The organism is Mangrovicoccus sp. HB161399 (assembly GCF_013184745.1).
Classification (GTDB): Bacteria; Pseudomonadota; Alphaproteobacteria; order Rhodobacterales; family Rhodobacteraceae; genus Mangrovicoccus.
This window is the reverse complement of sequence record NZ_JAATVU010000078.1, coordinates 1-24,513: the sequence shown is the minus strand read 5'-3', so window position 1 is coordinate 24,513 and position 24,513 is coordinate 1. Positions and strand designations below refer to the sequence as shown.

The following is a 24,513-nucleotide window of genomic DNA, read 5'->3' as shown; positions in this document are numbered from 1 at the left end:
AAGTCCCTCGACGAGCTGCTCACGAAAATCGCCTGAGAAAGGCAGCCATAGCCACCACCGAGGGCCCCGCCAGAAGCGGGGCCCTCGACGTTGAGGGGGTGCCCGGGATTGCGGCAGCCGCGGCGTGCACGCGCCATGCCATCCGGGCGCGGCACCCGGTCCCGCTTGTTCCGCCCTGATCCCGGTGCTACGTCCAATTCCCAAGCAGTTGCATCAGGATTGAGCTTTCCCAGTGCCCGAGACCCTCACGCCCCGACTGGAAATCCGCAAGCTCGAACGCGAGTTCCACGGCCATCCGGTCGTGAACCGCGTGTCGCTGAGCATTGACCCCGGCGAATGCGTGTGCCTGCTGGGGCCCTCGGGCTGCGGCAAGTCGACGACGCTGAGGATGATTGCCGGGGTCGAGGTGCCGGATGGCGGCGAGATACTGCTCGACGGCAGGGTCATCTGCGGTCCCGGCATATTCACCGAGCCGGAGAAGCGCTCCATCGGACTGATGTTCCAGGATTTCGCGCTCTTCCCGCATCTGACCGTCGCCGAGAACGTGGCCTTCGGGCTGAAGGGATCGAAGGCCGAAAAGCGACTGAGGGTCACCGAACTTCTCGCGCGGGTCGACATGGCGGGCTATGACAACGCCTTTCCGCACGAGCTGTCAGGCGGCGAGCAGCAGCGCATCGCGCTGGCCCGCGCGCTGGCGCCCAGGCCCAAGGTCATGCTGATGGACGAGCCGTTTTCCGGCCTGGACAACCGCCTGCGCGACGGCATCCGCGACGACACCCTCGCGCTGCTGAAGGAGGAGGGCACTGCCGTCCTCATGGTCACGCACGAGCCCGAGGAGGCGATGCGCATGGCCGACCGGATCGTGCTGATGCGGGACGGGCAGATCGTCCAGTCGGGCGCGCCCTACCATGTCTACAACGCCCCCGTGGACAAGGCGGCGGCGGCGTTCTTCTCGGATATCAACGTGCTCAAGGGCACGGTGCGCGGCGCCACGACCGAGACGCCCTTCGGGTCCTTCTTCGCTCCGGGCGTGCCCGACGGCACCGAGGTGGAGATCGTGATCCGCCCGCAGCACCTGAAGATCGATTTCGACCGCGGCGGCAAGGGCCCGGCACCGACGCCGGAACACGGCGTCCCGGCCCGCGGCAAGGTGCGGCGCGCCCGCTATCTGGGCCGCGAGAGCCTGGTGGAATTCGACATGGAATTCGACGGGTCCCGGCTTCAGGCGGTGATCCCGGGCGTCTTCCTGCCCGAGGAGGGCCAGCCGCTGTGGCTGATGATGCGGCGCGACCGCTGCCACGTCTTCCCGGTGGCGCAGCCGCTGGCAAGCTGAACCGGGCTCAGCCGGTCGCCAGGTTCAGCGCCAGGAAGGTCGCGGCGGCCAGCAAGGCGGCGGCCGGGACGGTCACCACCCAGGCGGCGACGATGGTCAGGAAATGCGAGCGGCGCACCAGGCGGCGGCGGGCGCGCTCCTCCGCCGGAAGGCGCTTTTCGGGACCGCGGACCTTGGCCATGCGCCGTTCGTGGTCCCATTCGCGGAAGAAGCCGACGCCGAAGACGCCGCCGATGGTGATATGGGTGGTGCTGACCGGCAGGCCCGCCCAGGAGGCGCAGATCACGATGATCCCGGCGGCCAGCGCGACGCAATAGGCGCGCAGCGGGTTGAGCCGGGTGATCTCGTCGCCGACCAGCCGCACCAGCTTGGGTCCGAACAGCGCCAGGCCCGCCGAGATGCCGAACGCGCCGATCAAGGTCACCCAGAGCGGGAACTCCACCTCGATGCCGGGCTCGCCCGATGCGGTGACCTGCACGATGGCGGCAAGCGGTCCGACGGCGTTGGCGACGTCATTGGCGCCATGGGCGAAGCTGAGGATCGCCGCCGAGAAGATCAGCGGCAGGCGGAACAGCACCTTGAGCGAGCGCTTGCGGTTCTCCAGCCCCAGGGACTGGCGCCGCACCGCGCTGCGGGCGGCTGCCCAGGCGGCAAGGCCGGCCAGCAGCGCGGCGGCCATTTCGGCAGGGCTGGGCGCCCGCGCGTCATGCGGAAGGCCCCGCAGCGCGAGATACACGGCGAAGACCGCCGCCATCAGCCCGACCATGGCCGGCACCCAGCGGTGGGCGGCAGCGATCTTGTCCTCCGGGTCGATCACCGCGCGCTGGAGCAGCGCCAGCAGCGCGGCGGCAATGGCGGCGCCGGCCAGCGGCGAAGCGACCCAGCCGGCCGCGATCAGCGCCAGGCGGTCCCAGTGCACGGCGTAGATCCCGGCGGCGCAGGTGGCGGCGCCGACCAGGGCGCCCAGGACGGCATGGGTGGTGGAGATCGGCGCGCCGATCAGCGTGGCGAGGTTCAGCCAGAAGGCGGCGCCGAGCATCGCCGACAGCAGCACCAGGGTGAAGGTCCGCGTCTCGAGGAATTCCGGCCGGTCGACGATGCCGGTCGAGACGGTGGAGATGACCTCCCGCCCGCCGATCAGCGCGCCGGCGCTCTCGCAGACCGCGGCGATGGCGATGGCGCCGCCCATGGTCAGGGCCTTTGCGCCGACCGCCGGGCCCATGTTGTTGGCCACGTCGTTGGCGCCGATGTTCAGCGCCATGTAGGCCGCGAAGACCGAGGCGGCGATGACCGCCAGGCTGGCGGCGGAGATGCCGAAGAGCAGGGCCGCGACGATTGCCGCAACGGACATGAAGAGCAGTGCCAGCCCGGCGCCGACGAAGGGGCGCACGGCGTAGATGCTGGCGGCCTCCAGCGTCGAGACGCGGCCGAGATCGCGGTCCAGCGTGGACCAGCGGTTGCCGTTCGTGCCGCGGGCCATGTGCGAGTCCCTCCGGTTCCGTCCGCTCAGGCGGCCGGGCGGCCGCCGCGCGGCGGGCGGAAGCGGCGCAGGATGGTCTTCAGCCCGGGCTCGTCCACGGCCTCGGCCGCCTCGGCGGGCGAGAACCAGCGGCGGTCGCGCTGGCCGGTTTCGGGAAATTCGTCGGCGAGATGGTCCGCCTCGATGGCGAAGACCGAGACCTCGACCGGCACCGGCAGCCCGCCGTCGAGCCGCTTCATGTAGCCGTAGCGGCCGATCTCGAAGGGCGTTCCGGGGCAGGGCACCATGCCGGCCTCTTCCCAGGCTTCCTCTGCCGCGGTGCCGCCCGCGTCCAGCCCGCGCTTGGGCCAGCCCTTGGGCAGCACCCAGCGCCGGGTCTCCCGCGAAGTCACCAGCAGGATCTCGCTGCCGCCGCCGCCCTGGCGCCAGCACAGCGCGGCGGACTGGAAGCGCGGCGGCCTGCGCAGGATGGGACCGAGGAAGTCGCGGACGAGGGAGTGGATCATTCTTTCTTTCGCAGACGTGGAATCGGGAAGCCGGTTGGTTGCCTTCGGGATAACCTTCGGGGGAGTTGGACACCGGGTCATATTGCCGTTGCGTGTCCGGATCAATGCCGATGGCGGAAATTGCCGGTTTTTGTGCAAGTTCACGCGGCTGAACGGCCGCTTTTGCTGCATTGGCACGCAGTTTGCAAAGCCTCGCGGCGCCGGTGCGATACTTCGGTCCGCGCCGGCGCCGCGGCGGCCCGGTTCTGCGTCGCATTTGCCGCTCCGGGCGGTTTTGCCCTTCTATCCGCCGCCCAGAGTCTCTACATACGCGATACTGTCCGGGGCGCGGGGACGGCCCGGACCTGCAGTATGGAGACCAAGATGCTGAACAATATCGGCCCCATGGGCTTGATCCTCATCGCCGTGGTGGTGCTGGTCCTGTTCGGGCGCGGCAAGGTCGCGGGCCTCATGGGCGAAGTGGGCAAGGGCATCACCTCGTTCAAGCGCGGGATGAAGGAAGGCCAGGACGAGCTGGAGAAGCCTGCCGAACCCAAGGACGTGACCCCGAGCGAGACCGCCAAGGACAAGGTGTAAGCCTTAATGTTCGACATCGGCTGGACCGAGCTCCTGGTCATCGGCGTGGTGGCCCTGATCGTGGTCGGCCCGAAGGACCTGCCGGTGATGTTCCGAACCCTCGGGCAGTTCACCGGCAAGGCGCGGGCCATGGCGCGCGAATTCACCAGCGCGATGAACGCCGCTGCCGACGAGGCAGGGGTGAAGGACGTGGAGAAGAGCCTGCGCGACATCTCCAACCCGCGTGCGGCGGGGATGCGCAAGGTCCAGGAGGCGGCAGACGCCTTCGAGAAATGGGACCCGATGGGCGCGAAGGACGGCAAGACCAAGGCAGCGCCTTCCGGTCCCGCCTCCCGCGCCGAGGCCGAAGCCGCGCTGGCGGAGAAGCCTGCCGCGCCTGACGCGGCCCCCGCGGAGCCCAAGCCCGCGGAGCCCGAGGCGGAGGCGCCTGCGCCCGCCAGCCAGCCGGACAAGACTGCATGACCGACGACGACATCGACGACAGCTCCGCGCCGCTCATCGAGCATCTGGCGGAGCTCAGGACGCGGCTGATCCGCTCCGTCCTGGCATTCGTGATCGCGATGGTGGCCTGCTTCACCATTGCCGAGCCGCTGCTGAACTTCCTCGTGGAGCCGATCGCGGAAATCCTGCGCTCGCGCGGCGAGGATCCGCGGCTGATCTTCACCGCGCCGCAGGAGAAGTTCTTCGTTCTCGTGCGCATCTCCATCGTCATGGGCTTCGGGCTGAGCTTCCCGGTGATCGCCCACCAGATGTGGCGGTTCGTGGCGCCCGGGCTCTACAAGTCCGAGCAGAAGGCCTTCCTGCCCTTCATCATCGCCTCGCCGATCCTGTTCCTGGCGGGCGCCGCCTTCGCGCAGTACATCGTGACCCCGATGGCGATGAACTTCTTCATCGGCTTCTCGGACGCGATCCCGGCGCTGGCCAACATGATAGCGGGCGACGGCAATTTCGAGGCGCCCCCGGGCAGCGTGGCGCAGGAAGAGCTGAAGACCGTCTTCCTCGGCTCGGTGCGCGAAAGCCTCGACCTGTCGCTGAAATTCATCTTCGCCTTCGGCCTCTGCTTCCAGCTTCCCGTGCTTCTGACCCTGATGGGCAAGGCCGGGCTGGTTTCGGCGCGCGGGCTGAAGGACATGCGCAAATACGCCGTCGTCGGCATCCTGACGCTTGCCGCGCTGGTGACGCCGCCGGACGTGATCACGCAGATCATCCTCTTCACGGTGGTCTATGCGCTCTACGAGATCTCCATCTTCCTCGTCGCCCGGGTCGACCGGGAGCGCGAGAAGCGCCTGAAGGAAGAAGGACTCTGGGACGAGGAAGCCGATGGACCTGCGGCCTGAGAACGACCCGATGATTCGGATCGCCGAGGCGCTGGAGCGGATCAGCCCGCCCCCCGGCTCGGTGCCGAATTTCGACGCGGCCGATGCCTATGTCTGGCAGACTGCGCCGGACCGCCTGGCCCCGGTGGCCAAGGTCAACCGGGTTGATCTGCCGCTGCTGGTCGGCATCGAGCGGTCGCGCGACACGCTGCTGGCCAATACCATGCAGTTCGCCAGGGGCTTCCCGGCCAACAACGCGCTCCTGTGGGGCGCGCGCGGCATGGGGAAATCCTCGCTGGTCAAGGCGGTGCATGCCGCGGTCCTGGCCGGAGGGCATTCGGTGAAGCTGGTGGAAATCCAGCGCGAGGACCTGCCCTCGATCGGGCGGCTCCTGCATATCCTGCGCGAGACCGACACGCGGGTGGTGCTGTTCTGCGACGATCTCAGCTTCAGCCATGACGACGAGCACTACAAGTCGCTGAAGGCCGTCCTCGACGGCGGGATCGAGGGCCGTCCGGACAACGTCATCCTCTACGCGACCTCCAACCGCCGCCACCTGATGCCGCGGGACATGATCGAGAACGAGCGCAGCTCGGCGATCAACCCGGCCGAGGCGGTCGAGGAGAAGGTCTCGCTCTCGGACCGGTTCGGGCTGTGGCTCGGCTTCCATCCGTGTTCGCAGGACGACTACCTCGCGATGATCCGCGGCTATTGCGACGCCTACGGGCTGGAGATCGGAGCCGAGGCGCTGCGCGCCGAGGCAATCGAATGGCAGGCGACGCGCGGCTCGCGCTCGGGCCGGGTGGCCTGGCAGTTCTTCACCGACCTCGCGGGACGGCACGGCGTCCGTCTCTGACGGCTGCCCCATTCGCGCCATGAAAGGGTCCGGGGATTGCCCCGGCACCTCCTTCATGGCGCCATCCGCCGGGTCCAGGACAGCCCCATCGCAATCAAGCGACCAGGTCCCGGGGCCGAGCACTCATGGCCCCCACATCCGCGACGCCCCGGGACCTCAAACTTCCTCCCCCGCACATCCGCATTTTCCGGCCGCTTGGCTCCTGCCTTGCACCCGTGCTGCCGGCCGTGCGGCAAGGCCAGGGACAGTCCCCTCCGGGGGACGGCCGCATTTCCGCCGCGAAATGATCCCGGACGTGCCGCTCCGGTTCCCTGATCCGGCCATCGGGCAGGACTAGAACCTCTCCATCGCAAGCAAGCGACCAGGTCCCGGGGCCGAGCCTCATTGCCCCCACGCCGCGAAGCCCCGGGACCTCAAGCCTCTCCCCGACATCGCCGGAACCGCAGGAGCCTCAGGCTCCTTCGAGCAATTGCTCCGGGCGGTAGCCTTCCTCCTTGAGCACGCGGCCGACCACCGGGCGGGAGAGCATCAGCCGGAAATGCGCGGCCACGCGCGGCGGCATCGCCACCCGGGTCTTCGAGGCCCAGAACTCCACGTAGAACAGCACCGCATCCGCCGCCGAGTAGCTGCCGACGGCATAGCCTTCGCCGGGCAGCACCGTCTCCAGCCAGTCGAACCCGGCCGCCACGATGCGCCGGCCCATCGCCTGGGTGTCCGGGTCGTCGCCGAAGGCGCCCGCCGAGAAGATCCGCGCGAAGCCCTGGCCGTGTATCGTCGCGGTGACGTGGGACATGATCTCCAGCGCGCGGGTCTGGGCGGCGGCATCTTCCGGCCAGAACCGGCGCGAGCTCTGCCCCAGCCAGACGGCGATGGCGAGAAGCTCGGTCATCACCGTCCCGTCGCGCCGGATCAGGACCGGGATCGTGCCCTTGGGATTCATGGCGAGGAACTCCGGCTTCAGATGGTCGCCGCGCGGCAGGTTGACGACATGCGCCTCGAAGACCTCGCCCATTTCTTCGAGCAGGATGTTGAGCGCGGTCGTGCACGACCCCGGCGCCATGTAGAGCTTCATGTTTCCCATTTCCGGTCCTTTCCTGTGCCCCTCGGGGCGAAACTGCCCGCGCTTTCCGCAGGCGGCGGAACGGGAGGTCCGGCACCGGATGCAGGGGATGGACCGCGGGGCCGTGCCCGTCTTTCCCTCGCCGCACCATGATGACCGAGACCGATCCCACCGCCGCGCTGGACGCGGTCCTGCGCTATCACGAGGCAAGCAAGCACCGTGCCGGGGGCTTCGCGCCCGGTCCCGGGCCGGTCGACTGGGACGGCCAGCCCGCCGCCGTGCGGCGCTATCCGGGCAGCTACCGCCTGCCGCTGGTGGCCTCGCGCGTGCCGCCGGGGCCGGCGGGGGCGATGACGCTGGGCCGGATGCTGGCGCTGTCGCTCGGGGTGACCGCCTGGAAGGTCGAGGGCGACGATGCGCGGCCGGTCCGCGCCGTGCCGTCCTCGGGCGGGCTCTACCCGGTGGAGGCGCATGTCATCGCGGGCGGCGTGCTGGGGCTGACGGACGGCATCTGGCACTACGACCCGGAAGCGCACGGTCTGGAGTTGCGCGCCGAGGCGGAGGTGTCGCCGGGGCTCTGGGTCGCGCTGAGTTCGGTCATGGGGCGCGAGGCTTGGAAATACGGGATCCGTGCCTTCCGCTACACCCAGCTCGATCTCGGCCATGCGATCGGCGCGCTCGCCAATGGCGCGGCGGCGATGGGCTGGCCGGTGGCGATGCTTCCGCCGGAGGGCCTGGGCGATCTGTTGCAGCCCGGGGACGGCGAGACGCCCGAGATTCTGCTCTCCATCGGGTCGTCCGGCGCGCCCGCGATCCGGAACGCGCGCTGGCAGGGGGGGGCGGAACCGGTCGGGGCGGGCCTCTGCGATCCCTGGCCGGAACTGCGCGAGGTCGCGGCAGCGACCGCAGCGCCGCCGGGCTGGGGCGATCCGGTTCCGGGTGCCGGCGTGCCGCGGCCGAAGCCGCAGCACTTGCAGGCCCGGCGCAGCGCGCGGCGGTTCACTGCCAAGGAACCGGTCCCTGCCGGAAGCCTTGCCCGCATCCTCGCGGCGCTGGCGCCGCAGAACGCGCCCGGCGGCTTCTGGCCCTTCGCTCCGGCCGTCCATGCCTTCGCCATGATCCACAAGGTCGAGGGCGTTGCGCCGGGGCTCTGCCTGCTGCCGCGCGGGCGCGGCGCCCCGGACCTGCCGGGGACGGCAGAGCCGCTGCTGCCGGGGCTCGTCCGGCTGCGCGAGGGCGACCTCAGGCGCGACGCAAGGCGGCTTTCCTGCGGCCAGGGCATCGCCGCCGAGGGCGCGCTCTGCCTGTCCCTGGTGGCCGAGACGGCGCCCATTGCCGCGGACCCGTGGCGCTACCGCCAGCTGCATTGGGAGGCCGGGCTCCTCGGCCAGCGGCTCTACCACGCCGCCACGGCCGAAGGGCTGGGGGCCTCGGGCATCGGCTGCTTCCTCGACGGAGAGGCTGCGGCGTTTCTCGGGCTCGATCCGGCGCGGCACGCGGTGCTCTACCATTTCGCCATCGGCCGCGCGCGTCCCGACCCTGCGCTGAGAGACCGCCCCCCGGATCCGCCGTCGGACTGGTAACCGGCCGCGCCGCGGCCTATCTCCGTCCAGAGCGGAAGCGAGGACAGCACGGGTGATCGGATCCCTGATCGACACGATGGCGCGCAGCGTCGAGGATGCAGGCAATGCAGTGAGCGAGGCCTTTCTGGAACCGGTGGTGCGGCTCGGGGTGACCGGTCTCAGCCGGTCCGGCAAGACGGTGTTCATCACCTCGCTGGTGGCAAACCTTCTGGACCGCGACCGCATGCGCCAGCTGGAACCGGCGGCCTCGGGACGGATCCTCTCGGCCTATCTGCGTCCGCAGCCCGACGATACCATCGCCCGCTTTCCCTACGAGCGCCATCTCAATGCCATCACCGGCACCGCGCCGCACTGGCCCGACGGCACCCGCGCGATCTCCGAGCTGCGGCTGTCCTTCCGGGTGCGGCCCAGGGGGCTGATGGGCGGGATCGCGACGCTGGGCGGGCTGACCGGGCCGCGCACCGTCCATCTCGACATCGTCGACTATCCCGGCGAGTGGCTGCTCGATCTCGGCCTGATGGAGAAGAGCTACGCCGACTGGTCGGAAACCGCGCTGGCGCGGCTGGCCACGCGGCCGGGCGGGCAGGACTATCTCGGCGCGATGGCGGCGGCGGATCATGCCGCGCCCTTCGAGGACGAGCGGGCCGAGACCCTGGCCCATCTCTTCGCGGAAAGCCTCAAGGCCTCGCGCGAGGCGGGCTTCTCCGACTGCTCGCCGGGGCGGTTTCTGCTGCCGGGCGAGATGGAGGGGTCGCCCGCGCTGACCTTCGCGCCGCTGCCGCCGCAGCCGGGCGCGCCGCGCCGCAGCCTATGGCGGGAATTCGAGCGCCGCTTCGAGGCCTACAAGTCGAAGATCGTGAAGCCGTTCTTCCGCGACCATTTCAGCCGCATCGACCGGCAGGTGGTGCTGCTCGACGTGCTGGGCGCGATCCATGACGGCCCGGCCGCGCTGGAGGATCTGCGCCAGGTCATGGCCGAGGTGCTGGGCGCGTTCCGTCCCGGCGCGAATTCCTGGCTCTCGGGGCTGCTGCTCGGCCGCCGGGTGGAGAAGATCCTTTTCGCCGCGACCAAGGCCGACCACCTGCACCATTCGCAGCATGCCCAGCTGACCGCGATCACCGAGGCGCTGGTGCGCGAGGCGCGCGACCGGGCGCAATTCGCCGGGGCCGAGACCGGGGCGATGTCGCTGGCCGCGCTGCGCGCCACGGTCGAGGAGACCCGCCAGCATGGCGGGCGTACGCTTGATCTGGTGCGGGGCAGGCGGCTCGATACCGGGGCGGAGGCGGCCTTCTATCCCGGGGAGCTGCCCTCCGATCCGATGCGGCTGCTTGCGCCGGCGCGCGAGGGGGCGGAGAAATGGCTGGATGCCGACTACCAAGTGATGCGCTTCGCGCCCGCGCCGCTGACCCTGGCGCCGGGCGAGGGGCCGCCGCATATCCGGCTCGACCGGGCGGCGCAGTTCCTGGTCGGAGACCGGCTGTGAGACAAGCGAAGACGGGAGGTCCGCAATGAACGCAGACGACGGCAAGCGGCGCAGCGGACCGGTGGTGTTCGACCTCGATGCAGGTGCGGATCCCGCGAGGGAGACACCTTCGACGGCCGCGCCGGTGGGCGAGGATGCGGCCGACGCCGCGGCCATGGCGACGCTGGCGCATCTCGCGGCGCGCGAACGCTCGCCCCTGGGGCGCTGGTTCCTCGGGCTCGCCGCGGCGGTCGTTTCGGCCTTCTTCGGCATGGCGGCCTGGGCGGCAGTCGCGGCGCTGATGCAGGCGAGCCCGGTCCTTGCCGGGCTGCTGACGATCCTTTTCGCGGCTTTCGTCCTCGTCTCGGCGATCCTGGTCCTGCGCGAGCTCTGGGCGCTGATGCGGCTGTCGCGGCTCGACAAGATCCACCAGGCGGCGGCCGAGGTTCTGGCGCGGGCCGACCTCGCAGCCTCGCGCAAGCTGGCGCTGAACCTCGGGGCGTTCTACTCGGGACGGCGCGACCTGGAATGGTCCGCGGAGGGGCTGGAAAAGGCGGTGAACGAGCATTTCGACGCTGATGCCGTGCTGGCCGTGGCCGAGCGTGCGCTGGTGGCGCCGCTGGATGCCCGTGCGGTGCGCGAGGTCGAGGCCGCGTCGCGGCAGGTCGCAACCGTGACGGCGCTGGTGCCGCTGGCGCTGGCGGATCTGATCACCGCGCTCTTCGCCAACCTGCGGATGATCCGCAAGATCGCCGAGATCTATGGCGGCCGGGCGGGCGTGCTCGGCGCCTGGCGGCTGACCCGGGCCGTGCTGACCCATCTGGTGGCGACCGGCGCGCTGGCGGTCGGCGACGACCTGATCGGCTCGGTCGCTGGCGGCGGGCTCGTCTCGAAGGTCTCGCGCCGCTTCGGCGAGGGCGTGGTCAACGGCGCGCTGACCGCGCGGGTCGGCGTGGCGGCGATCGAGGTCTGCCGCCCGCTGCCCTACATGACGCAGAAGCGCCCTTCGGTCAGCGGCATCGTCCAGCGCTCGCTGCGCGGCCTGTTCTCCGAACAGGGCACGGGGCGCTGACCCGTCCCTGCCGGGGAAATGCTCCCGGCAGGGACGGCGCCGCTTGGCGATGCGCCGCCGGATGGATGGCCGCGTGCGGTCACGCAGCAGGCGAGGCCGTCCGGCCCTGCACTTCGCCGCGGAAAATTCTGCGCTGCGGCTGCCGCGATCGGCGGGCATTGCATCTGCGGTGGCGGGGCTTGGGGCGTCGCGGCCCCGCTGCGCGATCAGCCGCAGGCGTTTCCTGGAAGCGCGCGCATGGCCGCTATCCATCCGCGCCAGTACGGGGGCTCGGGCGGCGGGCGTCCCGGACCGAAGGCCGTCTCTCCACGGACCGGGATGACCGGGCAACCGCCATCAGGCGATGTCTCTTGCTGGGGCCTTGTCCCGGGGCTTCGGCCGCGGCGGGGCGGGCCGTTTCGCACCGTGACCTGGGCTCCATCGGGCTTTCGCAGGCCCCGCCGCTGCGCAATCAGGTCGTGCTCGGGCTCGTGACGGCCAGCATTTGAGCGAGGCGCAGAGAAGGGCAGCGGCGAGCCCTTCGGCCGCAGAGGTTTCTGCACCCGGCCGGCTCGCTACGGGCGATGGCTGGGCAAAAGGGTCCCGGAAGATCGCGCGGGAGCTTCACCGGTTGGCGCGCCGCCCGGGCGGTTGCGGGGCCGGCCATGCCGGAGGGGGCCTGCCCTCGAACCTGCGGCCCCATGGCGGCGCGGATCGGCGCACGATTTTCCGCAAGCAGCCGGAGCCGGTCGGACCATCGGTGATCCTCGCGTCGGCGGGTCCTTTTGGCTGCTGGACGCCTGCAGCCAGGCTCCGGCGCCCCGGTTGGCCTGCGGAAGACAACCGGAAGCCGGTCGCGTGCAGCGGCTGGATTGCCTGCGCGGCGGATGGGATGTGCGGCGGTTGCCGTTGGCGGGGAGGGGGCGCTTGCGCGCTTCTGTGCTGCTGCCGGTTGGCAGGCGCCTCGGTGGCGATGCCGGCCCTGCCGCCGGGCCGTGCCGGTGCAGCGGATGAGGCGCTCCGCCGGTTGGCGGAGGGCGTCGGACTGCACCGGAGGCGGCTGCGCAACTTCGCTGGCGGGCATCGCCGCCGCACGGGCGAAGGCCCCGCACCTTCGGGCGGACCGGGCGGCCCTGCCGGAAGGCGGCGGCGCGGATGGCTCACTCCGCTGCGGTGCGCAGCGCCGTTCCCGCACCGTTGCCGTCATTGCAGGCCGAGGTCAGGCTGCAGGCCGTGCGCTGCACCAGCCGGTTCTTCTCGTCGATCTTCTGCAGCCGCTCCTCGATGTTCTCCTGGAACTGGTCGAGCTGCTTGATCACGCTGGTCAGGTTGTCGCCGGTGTTGCGCAGCCGCGCGCCCTCGATCTTGCACATCATCCGCGTCGCCCCCAGCCCGGTGATCAGCCGCTTCATGTCGCGGACCGACATGCTGAACCGCTCCGCCTGGCGCGCGACCATGGCCATGCTGTCCTGGGCTTCGCTGTCATAGGCGGTGGCCTGCGCCTTCAGCATCCTCGCCTCTGCCGCGACGTCCATATGCGCCTCCAGCCCGGTCTCGGCGCCGAAGGCCGAGGCCATCTCCTGCTGGATCTGCACGACGCATTGCTGGAACAGCGCCTGTTCCACCGCCCGGCGGATATCCGAGAAGGCGCCGCCGGACTCGTCGGCGAAGCTGCGCATCCATCCGCCGATCTCCTCGGAGAGGATGCCGTAATTGGCCGAGATCACGCTGATCGGCCCGCCGGCCGCCTCCAGCCGCGAGGCCAGGATGCGCATGTTGTAGGGGATGCCGCGGATGCTTTCGAACACCGCGGACAGCTCCCTGGTCTGCTCGGCCACGTCGCCGACGGCGGCGGAAATCTGGCGGAACGGCGCCAGCCAGGGCGGCGGCGTGCGGCCGAGCGCGTTGCAGCGCGCCTCGAACTCGGCGGCCAGGGCATGGGACATGAAGGCGCGGTAGCTGGGAAAGCCCATTTCGGCCAGCCGCTCCAGCAGCATCTTGGCCGAGACCTCGGGGGCGTGGCCGTCCTTGCGCTCGCTGGCCAGCAGCGCGGCATATTCCGCCTCCACCGTCTTCAGCAGCGGGCTGACCGGCTTCAGCCGGACCGAGAGATAGCCGCCCTCGATAGGGGTGACCACGGCGAAGACCCAGTAATGCAGGCCGTCGCGGGCCATGTTCTTGACATAGGCGCCGATCGGTTCGCCCGCCTTGATCGTCGACCACAGCAGGTGGAACACTGCCTTGGGCATGTCCTTGTGGCGGATGATCTTGTGCGGCGCGCCGATCATCTTGTCCCAGGGATGGTCGGCAACGCGCTGGAACACGGTGTTGCCGCTGGCGATCACGCCGCGCCCGTCGGTGCGGGAGAAGAACAGCTCCCCGACCCGGAACGGCGCCTCTCCCTGGCTGGGGCGGTGAAGTGAGGCGGCAGAATCGGTCATGGTCTTTCGGTCCTTCCCGCGTGCGGGGCTGCAGCAGGGCAGTCTGTCACGGGCGACTCCTCCGGCTCGCGATAAAACGGGTCCCGGACCGGCCGGGCTGCCGCCTGGGACACTGTGCGGACCTTAGGCGACTCGCGGTTTGCGAAGGCTTAATGCCGCCCCGCCGCGTCCGGGGTGCTTTACCTTGCCGGTTCCCCTGCCTATAACCCGCGCCATGACCGCGATGTGCATCATTGTTGCGCGAATTATCCGCCCGGCGCTCCACGCTTGAGTTGCCGGGCCAAGGTGCATGATCTGCCGCGCCGCCATCGCCGTTAACGAATTTCCCCTTGAGGACCGCCCCGATGTCGTCTGAGACCGAGACCCCCGACTACAAAGACACGCTCTTCCTGCCGAAAACCGACTTCCCGATGCGCGCCGGACTGCCGAAGCGCGAACCGGGCTGGCTGGAGCGCTGGGAAGAGATCGGGATCTACGACCGGCTGCGCGAGAAGGAGGGCCGCACGCCCTTCACGCTGCATGACGGACCTCCCTATGCCAACGGCCACCTGCATATCGGCCACGCGCTGAACAAGGTGCTGAAGGACATGGTCGTCCGTTCCCAGCAGATGATGGGCAAGGACGCGCGCTACATCCCCGGCTGGGACTGCCACGGCCTGCCGATCGAGTGGAAGATCGAGGAGCAGTACCGCGCCAAGGGCAAGAACAAGGACGAGGTCCCGGTCATCGACTTCCGCCAGGAGTGCCGGACCTTCGCCGAGGGCTGGATCGACATCCAGCGCGGCGAGTTCAAGCGGCTGGGCGTCACCGGCAAGTGGGAGAAGCCCTATCTGACGATGGACTTCCACGCCGAGCGGGTGATCGCCGAGGAATTCATGAAGTTCCTGATGACCGGCACGCTCTACCAGGGCTCGAAGCCGGTCATGTGGTCGCCGGTGGAGAAGACCGCGCTGGCCGAGGCCGAGGTCGAGTACCACGACCACAAGAGCCACACGATCTGGGTCGCGTTCAAGGTGCGCCGCGCCGAGGGCGCGCCGGTGCCCTTCGACGAGGAGGGCGGCGACTACGACACCGCGAACCAGGCGCTGCTCGACGAGGAAATGGGCCGGGCCCGGATCGTGATCTGGACGACCACTCCCTGGACGATCCCGTCGAACAAGGCGGTCGCCTTCTCGAACGCCATCGAGTACGGCCTCTACCGCGTGAAAGCCACGCAGGAGGAGAGCTGGACCGCCGCGGGAGATCTCTACGTCTTCGCCGACAAGCTGGCGGCAGAGTCGCTGGAGAAGGCGCGGGTCACGGAATACGAACGGGTGCGCAGCGTCTCGGCCGCGGAGCTGGGCCAGCTGGTTCTGGAGCACCCCTTCGCCGGGCTCGAGGGCGCAAACGGCTTCTGGGACTACGATGTTCCGGCAATCGACGGCGAGCATGTCACCGAGGATGCGGGCACGGGCTTCGTCCATACCGCGCCGAGCCATGGCCAGGAGGACTACGAAGCCTTCGTCGCGCGCAACTGGATGGACCGCATGACCCACAATGTCGGCGAGGAATCCGAATTCCTGCCGCATGTGCCGCTGTTTGCCGGGCTCCAGGTCTTCGACCGCAAGGGCAAGGAAGGCAAGGCGAACACCGCCGTGATCGGCAAGCTGGTCGAGGCGGGCGCGATCGTCGCGCGCGGCCAGGTCAAGCATTCCTATCCGCATAGCTGGCGCTCGAAGGCGCCGGTGATCTACCGCAACACGCCGCAATGGTTCGCCGCCATCGACCGCGAGGTCGGCGACGGGCAGGACACCTACGGCAAGACGATCCGCGAACGCGCGCTGACCTCGATCGACCAGCTGGTGACCTGGACGCCCAAGACCGGGCGCAACCGGCTCTATTCGATGATCGAGGCGCGGCCCGACTGGGTGCTGTCGCGCCAGCGCGCCTGGGGCGTGCCGCTGACCTGCTTCACCCGCAAGGACAAGCTGCCGACCGATCCCGAGTTCCTGCTGCGCGACCCGGAGGTCAACGCCCGCATCGCCGCCGCCTTCGAGGCGGAAGGCGCGGATGCCTGGTACAAGGACGGCGCCAAGGAACGCTTCCTCGGCAACGGCTACAACCCCGACGAATGGGAGCAGGTCTTCGACATCCTCGACGTCTGGTTCGACTCTGGCTCGACGCATGCCTTCGTGCTGCGCGACCGGGAGGACGGCTCGGCGGACGGCATTGCCGATCTCTATCTCGAAGGTACCGACCAGCACCGCGGCTGGTTCCATTCCTCGATGCTGCAGGCCTGCGGGACCAAGGGGCGGGCGCCGTATCGCGGGGTGCTGACCCACGGCTTCACGCTGGACGAGAAGGGCATGAAGATGTCCAAGTCGCTCGGCAACACCGTGGCGCCCGAGCAGGTGATCCAGCAATACGGCGCCGACATCTTGCGGCTCTGGGTGGCGCAGTCGGACTACACCGCCGACCTGCGGATCGGTCCGGAGATCCTGAAGGGCACCGCCGACAGCTACCGCCGCCTGCGCAATACGATGCGCTTCCTGCTGGGCAACCTCGCGGGCTTCACCGAGGAAGAGCGGATCGACGTCTCGGAAATGACCGAGCTGGAGCGCATGGTGCTCGACTGGGTGGCCGAGCTCGACGACGTGGTGCGCGACGGCTATGCCGCCTATGACTTCCAGGGCGTGTTCAACCGGGTGTTCAACTTCGCCACGGTGAACCTTTCCTCGGTCTATTTCGACATCCGCAAGGACGTGCTGTACTGCGACGCGCCGGACAGCGTGCGCCGCCGCTCGGCGCGCACCGTCCTCGACATCCTCTTCCACCGGCTGACCGCCTGGCTCGCGCCGGTCCTGGTCTTCACGATGGAGGAAGTCTGGCTGGAGCGCTTCCCGGGCGAGACCTCGTCGATCCACCTGCAGGACTTTCCGGCGCCGAACCCCGAATGGAAGCATCCGGAGCTGCGCGCCCGGTGGGAAACGCTGCGCAATGTCCGCCGCGTCGTCACCGGCTGCCTCGAGCTGCAGCGCCAGGAAAAGGTGATCGGATCCTCGCTGGAAGCCGCGCCGGTGGTGCATGCCCCGGCCGAGGTGATCGCGATGATCGGCGACGACGCGCAGAAATTCGCGGATATCTGCATCACTTCCGCGCTGGAACTGACCTCCGAACCGGTGCCGGAAGGCGCGTTCACCCTGCCGGACGTGCCGGGCGTGGGCGTGGTCTTCCGCGAGGCCGAGGGCGGCAAATGCGAGCGCTGCTGGAAGGTGCTGCCGGATGTCGGAACGCATTCCCATGCGGGCGTCTGCGGCCGCTGCGACGAGGCTCTGGGCTGATCCGTGGCGGGAGGGGCGCAGCCTCTCCCGCGGCATTGCCCCGCGGCGGGTGCGGCGGGGCAGGGCGGCCGCCTCAGCGCCGCCGCTTGCGGGTGGCCAGGCCGCCGAGGGCAAGGGCACTGCCCAGAAGCACCGCTCCGGCCGGCAGCGGCACCGCCGCCGAGACCTCGATATTGTCGAGCGCCGCGTAGAAGCTGTCCGAACTGAATGTCACCGATGTCAGATTGCCGAACCCCGCGCCCAGCGTCGCGGCCACGAAGCTGCCGCCGTTCTGGAACAGGAAGGATTGCGCGACGCTGCCGCCGCCCGCCGTCTGGCCGGTGACGGACAGAGACGTGCCGCTGGCGACGGAGGCGGCGAAGAGCGGTGCGAAGTCGAACCCCGCCAGGGCGAAGCGGCTGCCGCCGAGCGCGGTCATCGTGGCGCTCATCGGGTAGGTGGTGGCGGCATCGTAGATCAGGAAGCTGGCGGTTCCGTTCACCGTGCAGCCGGGCGCGGTGCAGACATTGGCGTTGTTGTAGACGCCGACCCGGCTGCCTGCGCCCGCACCGGTGGCGGCGAAGGAAAAGCCGCCGGAGACGATCGACGTCTGCAGGCTCAGCGTGGTGGGGGGCGTCAGGATGCCTTCGAAACCGATCGTGGCGGCGGTGCTGGAGGTTGCGGCCATGCCCAATGCGCAGGCGGCTGCGAGGCGGAATCGTCTCATCCGGGATATCCTTGTGGAATGCGGGGGAAAGCGGCACAATGGGGTACACAGCGTGACGGCGATCCTGCGCGCGGAGCGGCACCCAAGTCAATCTGCTGCGGCGCGGCCGCATTCTGGCGGAGCTGCGTCGGCGGGGGCGCGACGCTTTTATCGGTGGAAGTTTTCGGCTGTTAGCGGTATCAGTCATATTTGGGACACGTAACCACAGCTCGAGGAACCGCCATGGCCCTGCATTCCGTCATCGCAGAGGTCACGGAGCGCATCCGTGACCGAAGCCGCACCAGCCGCCAGACCTATCTGGCCCGGATGAAGGCGCAGGCCGAGGATGGTCCCCGGCGCGCGCATCTGACCTGCGGCAACCAGGCCCATGCCTATGCCGCGATGGGTGACCAGAAGGAGGCGCTGGCCACGGGCCGCGCCCCGAATATCGGCATCGTCACCGCCTATAACGACATGCTCTCGGCACACCAGCCCTACGAGCGCTATCCCGACATGATCCGCGCCGCCGCAAGGGCCGCGGGCGGCACCGCCCAGGTCGCGGCGGGCGTCCCGGCGATGTGCGACGGGGTCACGCAGGGCCAGACCGGGATGGAGCTGTCGCTGTTCTCCCGCGACGTGATCGCGCTCGCGGCCGCGGTGGGGCTGAGCCACAACACCTTCGACGCGGCGCTCTATCTGGGCGTCTGCGACAAGATCGTGCCGGGGCTGATCATCGCCGCCGCCACATTCGGCCACATCCCGGCGGTGTTCCTGCCGGCCGGACCGATGACCTCCGGCCTGCCGAATGACGAGAAATCCCGCGTCCGCAACCAGTTCGCCATCGGCGAAGTGGGCCGCGACAAGCTGATGGAGGCCGAGATGGCCTCCTATCACGGGCCGGGCACCTGCACCTTCTACGGCACCGCGAACACCAACCAGATGCTGATGGAGTTCATGGGCCTGCACCTGCCGGGATCGAGCTTCATCAACCCGAACACGCCGCTGCGCGACGCGCTGACCGTGGCGGGGACCGAACGCGCGCTGGCGATCACCGCGCTCGGCAACGATTTCCGACCCGTCAGCTCGATCCTCGACGAGCGCGCCTTCGTCAACGGCATCGTCGGGCTGATGGCGACCGGCGGCTCGACGAACCTCGTGCTGCACCTCCCGGCCATGGCACGGGCGGCGGGCATCCTGCTCGATCTGGACGATTTCGCTGCGATCAGCTCGGTCACCCCGCTGATGGCCAAGGTCTATCCCAACGGCCTGGCGGACGTGAACCATTTCCACGCCGCGGGCGGGCTCGGCTACATGATCGGCGAGCTCCTAGAGGACGGATTGCTGCATCCCGACACAGAGACCGTCGCCGGGACCGGCCTCGGCCACTACACGCAGGAGCCGGTGCTTGACGGCGGCGCGCTCGGCTGGCGCAAGGGCGCGGCGGAGACGCTGAACGACAAGATCCTGCGCCCGGCCTCCGATCCGTTCCAGCCGCAGGGCGGGCTCAAGTCGCTCGACGGCAATCTGGGCCGCGGCATCATGAAGGTCTCGGCCGTCGCGCCCGAGCATCACGTGATCGAGGCCCCGGCCGCCGTGTTCCACGACCAGGAGTCGGTCAAGGCTGCCTTCAAGGCGGGCAAGCTCGACCGCGACGTGGTCGTGATCGTCCGCTTCCAGGGGCCGAGGGCCAACGGCATGCCCGAACTGCACGGGCTGACCCCGACTCTCTCCGTGCTGCAGGGCCGCGGGCACAAGGTTGCGCTCGTCACCGACGGGCGCATGTCGGGGGCATCCGGCAAGGTTCCTGCCGCAATTCACGTCACTCCCGAGGCTGCCGACGGCGGGCCTCTGGCGCGGGTGAAGGATGGTGATATCATCCGGGTCGACGCGACCGCCGGTGTGCTGTCGCTGGCGGGCGATGCCGCCGAGTTCGCCGGCCGGACCCCGGTCGTGGCGGATCTCAGCGCCAACGGCCATGGCCTTGGGAGGGAACTGTTTGAAGTCTTCCGAGCATCAGTGGGCTCTGCCGCCGACGGCGCCCGGGTGGTTGCAGGAGGCCGCGCGCCTCAGGCCGCCGCCGAAACCGCACCTGCCCTATAGGAGAAAAACGCCGATGACACCCCATCAGGCCAGCGATTCCCTGCGCGAGCTTGCCGAGCTGGCGCCCATCATCCCGGTCATCGTGGTGAAGAACGCCGATTACGCCAAGCCGCTTGCAGAGGCGCTGGTCGCGGGCGGCCTGCCCGCGCTGGAGGTGACGCTGCGCACCCCGGCGGCGCTCGAGGCGATCCGGATCATGTCCCAGGTCGAGGGCGCCGTGGTCGGCGCGGGCACCGTGCTGACGCCGAACGACGTGCAGCGCGCGCATGACGCGGGTGCGACCTTCGCGGTCTCGCCGGGCTCCACCCCGACGCTGCTGCAGGCCTGTGAGGCCGAGGGGCTGCCGATCCTGCCGGGCGCGGCGACGCCCTCGGAGGTGATGGCCAACCTGGAGCGGGGCTACGAGCTGCAGAAATTCTTCCCCGCCGAGGCCGCGGGCGGCGTGCCGATGCTGAAATCGATCGGCGGTCCGCTGCCTCAGGTCAGCTTCTGCCCGACCGGCGGCGTTTCGCTGAAGAACGTCACCCAGTACCTGGCGCTGCCGAACGTGATCTGCTGCGGCGGGTCCTGGGTCGCCCCCGAAGCCATGATGGCCGCGGGCGACTGGGACGGCATCGCGCGGCTCGCCTCCGAGGCGCTGGCCGTCGCCAAGGGCGAGACCGCGGCCGAACCGGCCTGATCCGTCAGGGCTCCGGCCCGACGCGGTAGCGCAGCTGGACGAGACCCGAGCCGAAGGTTCGGGTCTCTTCGTGCCGCAGGGCCAGATCCGCGGGCAGCGCGCCGAACAGGCGGCGGCCCGAGCCCAGCAGCAGCGGCACCAGCGTCACCGTCATGCCGGCGATCAGACCCGCGCGCAGGAAGGCGGTGATCAGCTGGCCGCCATCGACATAGGCGCGGGCATGGCCCTCGGCCGCCAGCAGCGCCATCGCGCCGGCCGGGGATGCATCCGAGAACCGCACCCGGCCCTCAAGCCCGGCAGGCACCGGCGATCCGGCCAGCCGCTGCGACAGCACCAGCACCGGCAGGGCATAGGGCCAGGGTTCGAAATGCCGCGCGGTCTCCCAGGTGCCGCGGCCCATCACGATCGCATCCATGCCCGAAATGAACCGGGCATAGCCGTGATCCTCGCCGGTCTCGCCGAAGCGCTCCAGCCAGTCGATGGCGCCGTCCTCGCGGGCGATGTAGCCGTCGAGGCTGGCGGCGATGAAGACATGCCCGCTGGTCATCCGGTGGCTCCTGCCGCTATGCGTTCCATCAGGCGCCCGTGCCGGGCCGCCGTCAAGCGCGGCCCTGCGGCTTGGCGCTTTCAAATCCGCCGGGGCTGATCTATACGCTGAGACCCTTTCGCCCTCCGGGAGCCCGAGACATGACCGACACCGCCCGTCCCGCCATCCGACTGATGCCCAAGGCCGATGCCCGCGCCATCCGCTGGGGCGCGCCCTGGGTCTATGCCGACAACTTGGTGACCGACCGCCGCACCCGCGGGCTCGCGCCCGGCACGCTGGCGGTGCTGCAGGATGCCGAACGCCAGGACATGGCGCTGGTCGCCGTCAATCCGGGATCGAAGATCATGGCGCGGATCATCGACCGCGATCCGGCGGCCGTGGTCGACAAGGCCTGGTTCGCCCGCCGCTTCGCCCGCGCGCTGTCGCTGCGCGAGACGCTCTATGCCGAGCCCTTCTACCGGCTGATCCATGCCGAGGCCGACGGCCTGCCGGGCGTGGTGATCGACCGCTTCGGCGATACCGCGGTCGTGCAGCCGAATGCGGCCTGGGCCGAGGCGCATCTGGATATGATGGTCGAGGCGCTGGCCGAGGTCACCGGCGTGGCCTCCGTGCTGAAGAACGCCTCCGGCCGCGCCCGCAGCCTCGAGGGGCTGGACGACGTAAGCAAGGTGCTGCTGGGCGCGATGCCCGAGGGGCCGGTGCGGGTCTCGATGAACGGCGCAACCTACATGGCGGACCTCGCAGGCGGGCAGAAGACAGGCCTGTTCTACGACCAGCGCGAGAACCAGGCCTTCGTGCAGCGCCTGTCGAAGGGCGCGCGCGTGCTCGACGTGTTCAGCCATGTCGGCGGCTTCGGCCTCGCCGCTCTGGCCGGCGGCGCCAGCCACGTGACCTGCGTCGATGCCTCTGCCGCCGCGCTTGAACTGGCGTCGCAGGGCGCCGAGGCGATGGGGCAGGGCGCGGCCGCCTTCGCCACGCGCCAGGGCGACGCCTTCGACGCGATGACTGCGCTGGAGGACGAGGGGCTGCATTTCGACGTGGTGGTCTGCGATCCGCCTGCCTTCGCGCCGAACAAGCAGTCGCTTGAGGCGGGCCTGCGCGCCTACGAGAAGGTCGCGCGGTCCGGCGCAAAGCTGGTGGCGCCCGAGGGCGGCTACCTGGCGCTCTGCTCCTGCTCGCATGCCGCGGTGCTGGAGAAGTTCCGCAATGCCTGCCTGCGCGGCGTCGGCCGGGCCGGGCGGCAGGTGCAGATCATCTACACCGGCGAGGCCGGACCGGACCATCCGCTGCACCCGCAGCTGGCCGAGTCGGGCTATCTCAAGGCGCTGGTGTTCCGCGTCCTGCCCCTGTGAGGGCGGTCCTCGACGCCTGCGTCCTCTTCCCGACGCTGACCCGCGGCCTGCTGCTGGACGCGGCGGAGGCCGGGGTGTTCGTGCCGCTCTGGTCGCCGCGGATCGCCTTCGAGTGGACGAATGCCGCGGCGCGCGAGACCCCGGCGGCGCAGGTCGCGGCCGAGGCCGGGGCGCTGGCCGCGCGCTGGCCGGAGGCGGAGATTGCCGTGCCCGACGGCGCCGCGGACGGCCTGTCGCTGCCGGACCCGGATGACACCCATGTGCTGGCCGCGGCGATTGCCGGGCGGGCCGAGGCGATCGTCACCTTCAACCTGAAGGATTTCCCCGGCCGCACCCTGGCCCGGCACGGCATCATGCCCTGGCATCCCGATCCGTTCCTGCTGGAGGCGCTGCGCGAGGCCGAGGCGCCGATGCTGGCTGCGCTGCGGGCGCGGCTCGGCTGGCTCTCGGCGGACGATTCCCCGCGCAAGATCCTGAAACGCGCCCGGCTGCCGCGCTTTGCCAAGGCGGCCGAGCCGCGGCTCTGACCCCTTGCAGGCGGGCGGAAGACGCGCCACAAGCCGGAGCATGACCCGTTCGCTCCTGACCCCGCTCGTCGCCGCCCTGCCTGCCACCGTGCCCTTCATCGGCCCCGAGGAGATGGAGCGCCGCCGCGGCCGCCCCTATGCCGCGCGGCTGGGCGCGAACGAGAACATCTTCGGACCCTCGCCGCTGGCCGTGGCCGCGATGCAGGCCGAGGCGGCGGAGGCGTGGAAATACGGCGACTCGGCCTCGAAGGATCTGCGCGGGGCGCTGGCGGCGCATCTGGGCACGGCCGAGGCCAACGTGCTGGTGGGCGAGGGGATCGACGGGCTTCTGGGCCTGCTGGTGCGGCTGACGGTCGGCCCCGGCGACAAGGTGGTGACTTCTGCAGGCGCCTATCCGACCTTCAATTACCATGTCGCGGGCTTCGGCGGCGAGATCGTCACTGTGCCCTACCGCGGCGACCGCGAGGACCCGCAGGCTCTGGTTGCCAAGGCGCGCGAGGTCGGCGCCAAGCTGGTCTACCTCGCCAATCCCGACAATCCAATGGGCACATGGCACGATGCCGCGGCCGTGCAGGCGATGATCGAGTCCGTGCCCGAGGGTTGCCTGCTGGTGCTCGACGAGGCCTATATCGAGTTTTCCCCCGAGGGCACGGCGCCCGCGATGGTGCCCGAAGACTCCCGCGTGATCCGCTTCCGCACCTTCTCCAAGGCCTACGGGCTGGCGGGCGCGCGGGTCGGCCATGCCATCGGCGAGGCCTCCCTGATCGCGGCCTTCGACCGCATCCGCAACCATTTCGGCATGTGCCGGATCAGCCAGGCCGGCGCGCTGGCCGCGCTGCAGGACCAGGCGCACCTGGCCTGGGTGCAGTCCGAAGTGGCCGCCGCGCGCGACCGGATCGCCGCCATCGGCGCGGAAAACGGCCTCCCGGCGCTGCCCTCCGCCACGAATTTCGTGGCGCTCGACTGCGGCGCGGACGGGGCGTTCGCCAAGCGCGTGCTGGAGGAGCTCGACGCCCGCGACATCTTCATCCGCAAGCCCTTCGTCGCGCCCGAAGACCGCTGCATCCGGATCTCCGCCGGGCGCCCGCAAGATCTGGATCTGCTTGCCGCGGCGCTGCCGGACGCACTGGCCGCGGCGCGCAGCGCAGGCTGAGGCCGCGCGGAAGGGCGACGCTCTCCGCGGGCAGCGCAGCTCCGGTGTCTTGCCTCTTTGTTTCTAGGATCAGGTACCCATTGATTTGGTTGGCTGGCGTGAGGCACCGCCCGGAAACGGGCGGCGAACATGTCAGATCTCCTCCGGTTGAGCCGCACGCAGATGGCGCGTCTCGGGCCCTGCTTCCCGAAGTTGCACGGCAAGGCCCGGGCCGGCGGACGCCGCGCCCCGAGCGGCACTGCCTTCATCAATCGCAATGGCTTGCGGTGGCGGGACGCCCCGAAGGAGGATGGCCCCCACAGTTGAAAGGGACCGTGGCGCCAGCGGCGCCGCGACAGCCCCGGAAAAGCCCTGCAACCGTTGGAAGCGGCGGAGCGGCAGGGGCGTCTTCGTCCGGATCATGGCCGGCCTGGCTGACGGGCACGGGGAGGAGACCGCGGCGAGGATCGGCGCGGCCCACCCGGAAGCCCATCGCACGGCGTCCGG

At 70.0% G+C, this 24,513-nt stretch carries 20 protein-coding genes; 14 read left to right on the top strand and 6 right to left on the bottom strand.

Annotated elements, in window-relative coordinates; genetic code table 11:
• Window positions 1-232 precede the first annotated feature (232 nt).
• Entirely contained in the window at window positions 233-1,333 is a 1,101-nt protein-coding gene (locus tag HCC78_RS26775) for an ATP-binding cassette domain-containing protein (RefSeq protein WP_172331838.1), read from the top strand.
• A gap of 7 nt (window positions 1,334-1,340) precedes the next feature.
• Here HCC78_RS26775 and HCC78_RS26770 read toward each other — a convergent pair whose 3' ends face one another.
• Together HCC78_RS26770 and HCC78_RS26765 are read right to left on the bottom strand one after the other, a co-directional pair.
• The gene (locus tag HCC78_RS26770) at window positions 1,341-2,813 is read right to left on the bottom strand and encodes an inorganic phosphate transporter (RefSeq protein ID WP_172331837.1); all 1,473 of its coding nucleotides are present in this window, start codon (window positions 2,811-2,813) and stop codon (window positions 1,341-1,343) included.
• Between the two features lie 26 nt (window positions 2,814-2,839).
• On the bottom strand, window positions 2,840-3,319 hold the full coding sequence (locus tag HCC78_RS26765) for an NUDIX hydrolase (RefSeq protein WP_172331836.1): 480 nt from the start codon (window positions 3,317-3,319) through the stop codon (window positions 2,840-2,842).
• 363 nt (window positions 3,320-3,682) lie between these two features.
• Here HCC78_RS26765 and tatA point away from each other — a divergent pair, with 363 nt between their 5' ends.
• From tatA to HCC78_RS26745, 4 genes are read left to right on the top strand one after another with little or no spacing between them, the layout of a single operon-like run.
• Window positions 3,683-3,895, top strand: coding sequence for a twin-arginine translocase TatA/TatE family subunit (gene tatA / locus HCC78_RS26760; protein WP_172331841.1), 213 nt, complete (start codon window positions 3,683-3,685; stop codon window positions 3,893-3,895).
• Between the two features lie 6 nt (window positions 3,896-3,901).
• Window positions 3,902-4,357, top strand: a complete 456-nt coding sequence (tatB, locus tag HCC78_RS26755; RefSeq protein ID WP_172331835.1) for a Sec-independent protein translocase protein TatB — start codon at window positions 3,902-3,904, stop codon at window positions 4,355-4,357.
• Entirely contained in the window at window positions 4,354-5,232 is an 879-nt protein-coding gene (tatC, locus tag HCC78_RS26750) for a twin-arginine translocase subunit TatC (protein WP_172331834.1), read from the top strand. Before tatB ends, tatC begins: the two co-directional genes overlap by 4 nt.
• Complete coding sequence (locus HCC78_RS26745) at window positions 5,216-6,067, top strand: ATP-binding protein (protein ID WP_172331833.1); 852 nt, start codon at window positions 5,216-5,218, stop codon at window positions 6,065-6,067. Before tatC ends, HCC78_RS26745 begins: the two co-directional genes overlap by 17 nt.
• Window positions 6,068-6,518: 451 nt before the next feature.
• Here HCC78_RS26745 and HCC78_RS26740 read toward each other — a convergent pair whose 3' ends face one another.
• The gene (locus HCC78_RS26740) at window positions 6,519-7,148 is read right to left on the bottom strand and encodes a glutathione S-transferase family protein (RefSeq protein WP_216671324.1); all 630 of its coding nucleotides are present in this window, start codon (window positions 7,146-7,148) and stop codon (window positions 6,519-6,521) included.
• 131 nt (window positions 7,149-7,279) lie between these two features.
• On the opposite strand from HCC78_RS26740, the gene HCC78_RS26735 reads away from it, so the two are divergent.
• From HCC78_RS26735 to HCC78_RS26725, 3 genes are all read left to right on the top strand, one after another.
• On the top strand, window positions 7,280-8,710 hold the full coding sequence (locus HCC78_RS26735; protein ID WP_172331832.1) for a SagB/ThcOx family dehydrogenase: 1,431 nt from the start codon (window positions 7,280-7,282) through the stop codon (window positions 8,708-8,710).
• A 76-nt stretch (window positions 8,711-8,786) separates the two neighbouring features.
• Complete coding sequence (locus HCC78_RS26730; protein WP_172331839.1) at window positions 8,787-10,193, top strand: YcjX family protein; 1,407 nt, start codon at window positions 8,787-8,789, stop codon at window positions 10,191-10,193.
• A 25-nt stretch (window positions 10,194-10,218) separates the two neighbouring features.
• Window positions 10,219-11,244 carry a YcjF family protein gene (locus HCC78_RS26725; protein WP_172331831.1) on the top strand — a complete coding sequence of 342 codons (1,026 nt, stop codon included), beginning with the start codon at window positions 10,219-10,221 and terminating at the stop codon, window positions 11,242-11,244.
• A gap of 1,139 nt (window positions 11,245-12,383) precedes the next feature.
• Here HCC78_RS26725 and HCC78_RS26720 read toward each other — a convergent pair.
• A complete protein-coding gene (locus HCC78_RS26720) occupies window positions 12,384-13,664 on the bottom strand; it encodes a PAS domain-containing protein (protein ID WP_172331830.1) in 1,281 nt (426 codons plus the stop codon).
• Between the two features lie 344 nt (window positions 13,665-14,008).
• On the opposite strand from HCC78_RS26720, the gene ileS reads away from it, so the two are divergent.
• Window positions 14,009-16,984 (top strand): isoleucine--tRNA ligase, encoded by a 2,976-nt coding sequence (gene ileS, locus HCC78_RS26715; protein WP_172331829.1) that lies wholly within the window; start codon window positions 14,009-14,011, stop codon window positions 16,982-16,984.
• Between the two features lie 73 nt (window positions 16,985-17,057).
• On the opposite strand, the gene HCC78_RS26710 is transcribed toward ileS, so the two are convergent.
• Window positions 17,058-17,690 (bottom strand): hypothetical protein, encoded by a 633-nt coding sequence (locus HCC78_RS26710; RefSeq protein ID WP_172331828.1) that lies wholly within the window; start codon window positions 17,688-17,690, stop codon window positions 17,058-17,060.
• A 222-nt stretch (window positions 17,691-17,912) separates the two neighbouring features.
• Here HCC78_RS26710 and edd point away from each other — a divergent pair, with 222 nt between their 5' ends.
• Both edd and HCC78_RS26700 read left to right on the top strand, forming a co-directional pair.
• Window positions 17,913-19,769, top strand: coding sequence for a phosphogluconate dehydratase (gene edd, locus HCC78_RS26705; RefSeq protein WP_172331827.1), 1,857 nt, complete (start codon window positions 17,913-17,915; stop codon window positions 19,767-19,769).
• A gap of 13 nt (window positions 19,770-19,782) precedes the next feature.
• Window positions 19,783-20,448 carry a bifunctional 4-hydroxy-2-oxoglutarate aldolase/2-dehydro-3-deoxy-phosphogluconate aldolase gene (locus HCC78_RS26700; RefSeq protein ID WP_172331826.1) on the top strand — a complete coding sequence of 222 codons (666 nt, stop codon included), beginning with the start codon at window positions 19,783-19,785 and terminating at the stop codon, window positions 20,446-20,448.
• Window positions 20,449-20,452: 4 nt separating this feature from the next.
• Here HCC78_RS26700 and HCC78_RS26695 read toward each other — a convergent pair whose 3' ends face one another.
• Window positions 20,453-20,995, bottom strand: coding sequence for a dihydrofolate reductase family protein (locus HCC78_RS26695; RefSeq protein ID WP_172331825.1), 543 nt, complete (start codon window positions 20,993-20,995; stop codon window positions 20,453-20,455).
• Between the two features lie 140 nt (window positions 20,996-21,135).
• On the opposite strand from HCC78_RS26695, the gene HCC78_RS26690 reads away from it, so the two are divergent.
• The 3 genes from HCC78_RS26690 to HCC78_RS26680 are packed head-to-tail and all read left to right on the top strand — an operon-like array spanning window position 21,136 to window position 24,027.
• Entirely contained in the window at window positions 21,136-22,347 is a 1,212-nt protein-coding gene (locus HCC78_RS26690; protein ID WP_172331824.1) for an RSP_2647 family RNA methyltransferase, read from the top strand.
• A complete protein-coding gene (locus HCC78_RS26685) occupies window positions 22,344-22,874 on the top strand; it encodes an RSP_2648 family PIN domain-containing protein (protein ID WP_172331823.1) in 531 nt (176 codons plus the stop codon). Before HCC78_RS26690 ends, HCC78_RS26685 begins: the two co-directional genes overlap by 4 nt.
• A 40-nt stretch (window positions 22,875-22,914) precedes the next feature.
• Window positions 22,915-24,027, top strand: coding sequence for a pyridoxal phosphate-dependent aminotransferase (locus tag HCC78_RS26680; protein ID WP_172331822.1), 1,113 nt, complete (start codon window positions 22,915-22,917; stop codon window positions 24,025-24,027).
• Window positions 24,028-24,513: the final 486 nt, after the last annotated feature.

Excerpts from the sequence above, each read along its gene's own strand:
- HCC78_RS26770 (WP_172331837.1), bottom strand. The coding sequence starts at position 2,813 with ATGGCCCGCGGCACGAACGGCAACCGCTGGTCCACGCTGGACCGCGAT.
- HCC78_RS26765 (WP_172331836.1), bottom strand. The coding sequence starts at position 3,319 with ATGATCCACTCCCTCGTCCGCGACTTCCTCGGTCCCATCCTGCGCAGG.
- tatA (WP_172331841.1), top strand. The coding sequence starts at position 3,683 with ATGCTGAACAATATCGGCCCCATGGGCTTGATCCTCATCGCCGTGGTG.
- tatB (WP_172331835.1), top strand. The coding sequence starts at position 3,902 with ATGTTCGACATCGGCTGGACCGAGCTCCTGGTCATCGGCGTGGTGGCC.
- tatC (WP_172331834.1), top strand. The coding sequence starts at position 4,354 with ATGACCGACGACGACATCGACGACAGCTCCGCGCCGCTCATCGAGCAT.
- HCC78_RS26745 (WP_172331833.1), top strand. The coding sequence starts at position 5,216 with ATGGACCTGCGGCCTGAGAACGACCCGATGATTCGGATCGCCGAGGCG.
- HCC78_RS26740 (WP_216671324.1), bottom strand. The coding sequence starts at position 7,148 with ATGGGAAACATGAAGCTCTACATGGCGCCGGGGTCGTGCACGACCGCG.
- HCC78_RS26735 (WP_172331832.1), top strand. The coding sequence starts at position 7,280 with ATGACCGAGACCGATCCCACCGCCGCGCTGGACGCGGTCCTGCGCTAT.
- HCC78_RS26730 (WP_172331839.1), top strand. The coding sequence starts at position 8,787 with ATGGCGCGCAGCGTCGAGGATGCAGGCAATGCAGTGAGCGAGGCCTTT.
- HCC78_RS26725 (WP_172331831.1), top strand. The coding sequence starts at position 10,219 with ATGAACGCAGACGACGGCAAGCGGCGCAGCGGACCGGTGGTGTTCGAC.
- HCC78_RS26720 (WP_172331830.1), bottom strand. The coding sequence starts at position 13,664 with ATGACCGATTCTGCCGCCTCACTTCACCGCCCCAGCCAGGGAGAGGCG.
- ileS (WP_172331829.1), top strand. The coding sequence starts at position 14,009 with ATGTCGTCTGAGACCGAGACCCCCGACTACAAAGACACGCTCTTCCTG.
- HCC78_RS26710 (WP_172331828.1), bottom strand. The coding sequence starts at position 17,690 with ATGAGACGATTCCGCCTCGCAGCCGCCTGCGCATTGGGCATGGCCGCA.
- edd (WP_172331827.1), top strand. The coding sequence starts at position 17,913 with ATGGCCCTGCATTCCGTCATCGCAGAGGTCACGGAGCGCATCCGTGAC.
- HCC78_RS26700 (WP_172331826.1), top strand. The coding sequence starts at position 19,783 with ATGACACCCCATCAGGCCAGCGATTCCCTGCGCGAGCTTGCCGAGCTG.
- HCC78_RS26695 (WP_172331825.1), bottom strand. The coding sequence starts at position 20,995 with ATGACCAGCGGGCATGTCTTCATCGCCGCCAGCCTCGACGGCTACATC.
- HCC78_RS26690 (WP_172331824.1), top strand. The coding sequence starts at position 21,136 with ATGACCGACACCGCCCGTCCCGCCATCCGACTGATGCCCAAGGCCGAT.
- HCC78_RS26680 (WP_172331822.1), top strand. The coding sequence starts at position 22,915 with ATGACCCGTTCGCTCCTGACCCCGCTCGTCGCCGCCCTGCCTGCCACC.